This window comes from Mailhella massiliensis (assembly GCF_020741395.1).
GTDB classification, from domain to species: domain Bacteria; phylum Desulfobacterota; class Desulfovibrionia; order Desulfovibrionales; family Desulfovibrionaceae; genus Mailhella; species Mailhella massiliensis_A.
The window spans coordinates 1-5,923 of sequence record NZ_DYZA01000254.1 but is presented as its reverse complement, the minus strand read 5'-3'; the positions used below and the strand labels follow the sequence as shown (position 1 = coordinate 5,923).

Sequence of the window (5,923 nt, the reverse complement as noted above, 5' to 3'; positions counted from 1 at the left end):
CCCACCCATTCGCCGTTGGCAAAGGAAAGTGCGCCTACGGTGGAGGCGGCGGGAGTGGCGTAAGCCGCGCCAGCCGCGAGGAACATGAGGATAGAGAAGCCGATGGGGTTGATCTGCGCGCTCTGGCTGAGATTCCAGATCAGCGGAATAGCAATGAGCACGATAGTCACGTTGTGCGTGAACTGCGTCATGATGTTAATGAAGATCATGAAGCCTGCCAGGAAGAGAAGGATGTTTCCTCCGGCGGCGAAGCTGTGGAGTATATCGCTCAGCACGCGGCTCAGGCCTGCGCCGTCACAGCTCAGGGCGGCAGAAACGGGAATGGAGGCGGCCAGCATCCATATGACGTTCCAGTTGATGCCCGAGGCGCAACTGTGGAAGTCGAAGACGGGCTTGCCGTCCACGCGGAGGAAGGAAAGCACGCCGAGAATGGTGACCATGGCCACCACCATGTTGAACTTGCCGAAGAAGGAGGCGACGGATCCGGAGGGGAGGACGTTGGGCAGGAACATGAGAAGCAGGAAGATCACAAGTGCGGCTGCGGCAATGCGCTGTTCTTTTCCGACATGGATCTGTGCGCTGATGGTGTCGAGATATTCCGGGGTCAGATTGGAGAGTCGGGAAATATCGGGCCGGAAGAAGAAGCGTACGGCAAGCGTGTAGAGCAGGAGTATGGCGATGGATACCGGCATGGCGATGGCGATGACTGTGAGATTGCCTATGACGGCGCTGCCCCCCGAAATGTCGTTCAGGGCGCTGATACCCATGAGGTTCTGTCCGGCCCAGGGCTTGCAGGCGAAGGAGAGCACGCCCGCCATGTAGACGCCTGCCAGAAGGTAGGCGGGATAATCTTCCCCTTTTTCCATGCCTATGTCATGGAACATGGAATAGAGTATGCCCGCGATGAGGAAAGCCGCAGGGACACCGTCCACAAGGAAGCCGATGATGAGCGTGCCTACCAGCACGCTGGAGGTGAATATCCATGGATGCCCGGCGAAAACGCGGCGACTCAGGCACCACTTGGCCATGACGTCGTTGATGCCGCTCCTGTCACAGTAGGTAGTAAAGGCAAGAACAAACATGGTGAACATTACCGCGGGATGTCCGAAGGCGGAGCCGATGACTTTGCCGGGATCGGCATATCCCGTGAATCCGAGGGCGACCAGACAGATCATACTGGGCCAGGCGAACCCAATGAACGTCCAGCCGTAGAGCATGCCGAGAAAGACGCCGAGTATGTTCATACCCATGGCGGTGATGCCAACGGGAGGCAGAAATCCCGTGCCGAAGGTGAGAAGGAAGAAAATGACGACGTGCAGGATGTGCCTGCTGTCAGGGGCGGAAGGCTGTTTCATGACGGCTTCTCCTGTTGGGAATCGAATGCGGAGCCCATAAGCCTGGTACTCCTTTCATGATATCTGAATACAGGAGAGCCCTCCTTGTGTATAATTTCTTTTTTTTATAGTTTAGTTATAAATTTTTTTATAACTGTTTCTACTGAGGTCGCCATGCGTTTGGAACAGCTTCAGTATTTCGTCCAGGTGGTGGAAGCGCATTCCTTCAATAAGGCGGCGCAAAAGCTCAATATCACGCAGCCTGCGCTGACCAACGCCATCCGTGCGCTGGAAGAGGAGCTGGGAGTGCAGCTTCTGGTGCGTAGCCGCAAGGGTTGTGTGCCTACCTCCTGGGGGCTTCATATTTATGAAGACTGCAAGAACCTGCTGGATGAGCTTGCGGCGAAGATGACCTCCTGGAAGGGGTTCGGGATCAGGAAGGGCGACCCTGTGCTTGTTCCCGTGGTAGCTATTCCCTCGGCCTGCAATTATCTTGCCGAACATGTGTTTTCCAGAATCAAGGCGGAGCTTCCCCTGGTGAATATCGTGTTGCATGAGGCCACGGTGTATGAGCTTTATTCTTTTCTTCAGCAGGGGAAAGCTCATATCGGCGTCACTGCCTTTTCCGAAGGGGAATCGGAAAAGCTCATCGCTCAGTACCGGGACATGGGCTTTATCAGTGAGGCTCTCATGGAGGATGAATATTATATCTTTCTTTCCTCAAAACATCCCCTGGCGGGGAAAGAGAAGCTGAGTCTCAAGGACTGCGCCACTCTCAAGCTGGCCACCTATTCCAACCAGGTATTGAAACGCAATCAGCTTTTTCAGAAAAAGATTTTCGACGTCATAGGTATAAAGGAATATCTGTATGTCAACAGCCGGGAAAACATCATGCAGATGGTGGCCCAGAATAAGGCCGCAGGGTGTTTCCTGCACAAAATGTCGGCCTACAGTTGGTATATTACCAACGGGCTTATCCGCGCGCTTCCCGTGGATGGTATGTGCCTTATGCCTTCCTTTCATTACCTGGTTTCCATGGAAAGCGGGGGACTCAGCCCCGAGGAGAGGCAGGTGGTGGACTTCATCCGGGAACGGTATGTGTAGCCTGTCCGGTCTTGACGGAAAAGGAGCAGCAGGCCATATCTATAGCTGAGTTTCCTGTCGGGCATGGACTTGCCCGCTTCTGCCCGAAAGGCAAGGATACGGTCTTCCGGGTACAGGCTAAGTTTTCCGGTTGTCACAAAGAGGAGCGCATCATGGAGCATACGGAAGTCGGCGTCATTATTCTGACGTACAATGACTGGAAGAACACGCTGGCCTGCCTTGAGTGCGTGCATGCGCAAAGCGGGTTGCCCCGCCGCATCGTGGTATGTGACAACGGTTCTGAAAATGAAGTGGCCGACCGTATCCTGGAAGGTTGGAGTTCCCTTGCCGAGAAGGCGGGCCTTCCTGCCCCGGTGGAGGTGTACGGTTCCGATTCCTCGCCTGCGCCGCTCGTCCTGTTGCGCAGTGAGGAGCCGGAAAGCATAGGTGGTGCCATGAATGCGGGGATGCGTTTTCTTCTGTATGACAGGGACTGCCATGCCTTCTGGCTTCTGCGCAACGACTCTCGGCCGGAATCCTTTGCTTTGGCGGCGCTTTTGCGCCATCTGGAGGACGACGACCTCAAGCAGACTATAGGCATGGTGGGGTCCACGCAGCTTGTGAAGGATTCCGATGTACTGGAATGTGCCGCCGGTGGGCGCTGGAGCCGCTGGACGGGGGATCAGATCCCTCTGGACAAGGGCCTTGAGCGTCACGGTCTTTCCGACAGGAAAGATATTGCGGCAAGGCTGGATTATGTTTCCGACGCCTCATGCCTCATTACACGCGCCATGGTGGAAGACATAGGCCTCTTCGACGAGCGCTTCAGCGGTTTTTATGAAGATGTGGAATATGGCCTGCGCGCCAGAAAGGCCGGTTACGCCCTGAACTGGGCGCCGGGTGCTCTTGTTCGGCGCATGGACTGCTCTTCCGCCGGACTCACGCCTTTTCTGAGCGTCACCGACGACCCGGAACTCGCTCCTCGGGAGGACATGAATTTCATCCGGGCGCGTTTTTATCTGCTCCGGCGTGCCCATCCCTTCGCTCTCCCCTTCATGATTATGCTGCTTCCTTTTTCTTGGCGTACGTTCCGTTCCCGCAGAGGGCGTTTCTTCATGGTCATGCGCGCGGCGCTGGACGGCGCGGCGGGCCGCATGAAAGAGCGGTAGGGCTGTTTCGGATAGTTGCGTCGTTCGGCGCTCGCGTACGGATTCCCCGGAAAGGGTATATTGCCGGGGCGGTTCACGCTTACCTGCGGTAAAGAACGCTGGAGCGGTAAGGAGATCCGGTAACACCGTGCCTCGGAGCGGCTTTGCCGGGGAAAGATGTTGATGCAGGAGCAAGGCGCGCCGTCTTTTGAACGCGGCGCCGGGGAAGGAGCCGTTTTTCTGGCCGCCGGCTGGAAAACGTAAGCGGCCTGGGGCATGAAAAAGCCCCGCTCTTTTCGGGCGGGGCTTTTGAGCATGAAAATCAGAATTTGCCTTCCAGTTCCATACGATACTTTGCCACGTCGTCCACCGTGGCGAGAGGCATGTTGTGGGCACGGGCGAATTCCGCCACCTCGGGCAGGCGGGCCATGGTGCCGTTTTCCAGCGTAAGTTCGCAAAGCACGCCCGCCGGGGTAAAGCCCGCCATGCGGCACAGATCCACCGTTACTTCCGTGTGTCCCCGGCGTTCAAGAACACCGTTGGGCTTCGCACGCAGGGGGAAGACGTGGCCCGGGCGGTGCAGGTCGTCGGGCTTCGCGCCGGGAGCAATGGCGGCTTTCACGGTAGTCACCCTGTCTGAGGCGGAAACGCCGGTAGTCACGCCTCTCGCGGCTTCGATCGTCACGGTGAAGGCGGTGCGGTTCTTATTGGTGTTATTCTGCACCATGGGGGGCAGGTCGAGCTCGTTGGCCTTTTCATCGGTGAGGCACAGACACACGATACCGCTGCATTCGCGGATGAGCAGGGCCATTTGAGCGGGGGTGAGCGTTTCGGCGGCGTAGATGAGATCGCCTTCATTTTCGCGGTCTTCATCGTCCACGATGAGCACGCCGTTGCCCGCCTTGAGGGAAGCTATGGCGCGTTCCACACGTTCGCGGGGAGAACCGAAGGATTCAAGGATGGAGAGCTGACGCATGACAAACTCCTTGGGGAGAATATCCGGCATCAGGGCGGCATAAGGCACTGGGAGAGAGCAGAGGGGGAACGCCTCCGCAGAAGGAGGCCTGCGATCCTTTCTCTTTCGTCCGGACTATTACCGTCGGCCCCGGAATTGCACCGGATCTGCGATCCTTCCCATGAAGCACCGCCCGCGGGCTTCCGGCAGAAAACGCCGGATCACCGCCGGTGGGGACTTTCACCCCGCCCTGAGAAATATAAAATCATTTTTAATAGGTTCAAGCCCGCTGTCAAGAGTCTGTGGGAATTTTTTGTGCGAAAGAGGCCGGACGAGAGGCGCGGAAGAGCCGGAAAGAAAAGAGGAGTCCTGTGGCGTTGACAGAGCTGCCCAAGCCTGAGACAATGCCCGCCAGCCCGGATTCCGGCTCTGCCGGCAGGGTAAAAATTTACTATTCAGCGCCGTTATCGGCAGGAGCAATACGATGATGACCATTGACGAGCAGGTGAAGATCATACGTCGCGGCATTGTGGACCTTGTGAGTGAGGAAGACCTCCGCAAGAAGCTGGCTCGCGACAAGCCCTTGAATATCAAGGTCGGTTTCGACCCTACCGCTCCCGACCTGCATCTCGGGCATACCGTGGTCATTCATAAGATGCGCCAGTTCCAGGAACTCGGGCATAACGTCACCTTTCTTATCGGCGACTTCACCGGCCGTATAGGCGACCCTTCCGGCAAGTCCAAAACGCGTCCTCCGCTCACCGAGGAGGAAGTGAAGGCCAACGCCGAAACCTACAAGGAACAGGTGTTTAAAATCCTCGATCCGGAAAAGACCACCGTGGGCTTCAATTCCGAGTGGGGCGACAGGCTCACGCCTGCGGAATTCCTGCGTCTCATGTCCTGCTGCACTGTGGCTCGCATGATGGAACGCGACGATTTCGCCAAGCGTTACCGCGAGAATTCACCCATCGCCATTCATGAATTCATGTACCCCCTGCTTCAGGCCTACGACTCCGTCATGCTGCATACCGACGTGGAAATGGGCGGTACCGACCAGATATTCAATCTGCTCATGGGTCGTACCCTTCAGGGACACTACGGTATGGAATCGCAGTGTGCGCTGACCATGCCCCTTCTTGTGGGGTTGGACGGCGAGCGTAAAATGTCCAAGTCCTACGGCAACTACATAGGCGTGATGGAGTCTCCTTCCGATCAGTTCGGCAAGGCCATGTCCATTTCCGACGACCTCATGTGGAATTGGTATGAACTTATTTCCGTGAAGTCCCTTGAGGAAATCGCCGACATGAAGGCCCGCGTCGCGGCCGGTTCCCTCCATCCCAAACTGGTGAAGGAAGAGCTCGCCATGGAAATCGTGGCCCGCTATCACGGCGAGGAAGCGGCTG

General features: G+C 56.9%; 5 protein-coding genes and 1 riboswitch. Of the genes, 3 read left to right on the top strand and 2 right to left on the bottom strand.

Annotated features, from left to right (window positions below):
- A partial coding sequence (locus tag K8W16_RS12225; RefSeq protein WP_304124288.1) for an SLC13 family permease occupies positions 1–1,355 on the bottom strand: 1,355 nt, incomplete at its 3' end.
- A gap of 153 nt (positions 1,356–1,508) precedes the next feature.
- Here K8W16_RS12225 and K8W16_RS12220 point away from each other — a divergent pair.
- Both K8W16_RS12220 and K8W16_RS12215 read left to right on the top strand, forming a co-directional pair.
- Positions 1,509–2,438: a LysR family transcriptional regulator gene (locus tag K8W16_RS12220; RefSeq protein ID WP_304124285.1), complete on the top strand. Its 930-nt coding sequence runs from the start codon at positions 1,509–1,511 to the stop codon at positions 2,436–2,438.
- Positions 2,439–2,590: 152 nt separating this feature from the next.
- The gene (locus tag K8W16_RS12215) at positions 2,591–3,586 is read left to right on the top strand and encodes a glycosyltransferase family 2 protein (RefSeq protein ID WP_304124283.1); all 996 of its coding nucleotides are present in this window, start codon (positions 2,591–2,593) and stop codon (positions 3,584–3,586) included.
- A gap of 301 nt (positions 3,587–3,887) precedes the next feature.
- Here the strand turns inward: K8W16_RS12215 and ribB are convergent, their stop codons facing one another.
- Positions 3,888–4,541: a 3,4-dihydroxy-2-butanone-4-phosphate synthase gene (ribB, locus tag K8W16_RS12210; protein ID WP_304124281.1), complete on the bottom strand. Its 654-nt coding sequence runs from the start codon at positions 4,539–4,541 to the stop codon at positions 3,888–3,890.
- 93 nt (positions 4,542–4,634) lie between these two features.
- Positions 4,635–4,782, bottom strand: a riboswitch (FMN riboswitch).
- Positions 4,783–5,004: 222 nt separating this feature from the next.
- Here ribB and tyrS point away from each other — a divergent pair.
- On the top strand, positions 5,005–5,923 hold a 919-nt coding region (tyrS, locus tag K8W16_RS12205; protein ID WP_304124279.1), incomplete at its 3' end, for a tyrosine--tRNA ligase.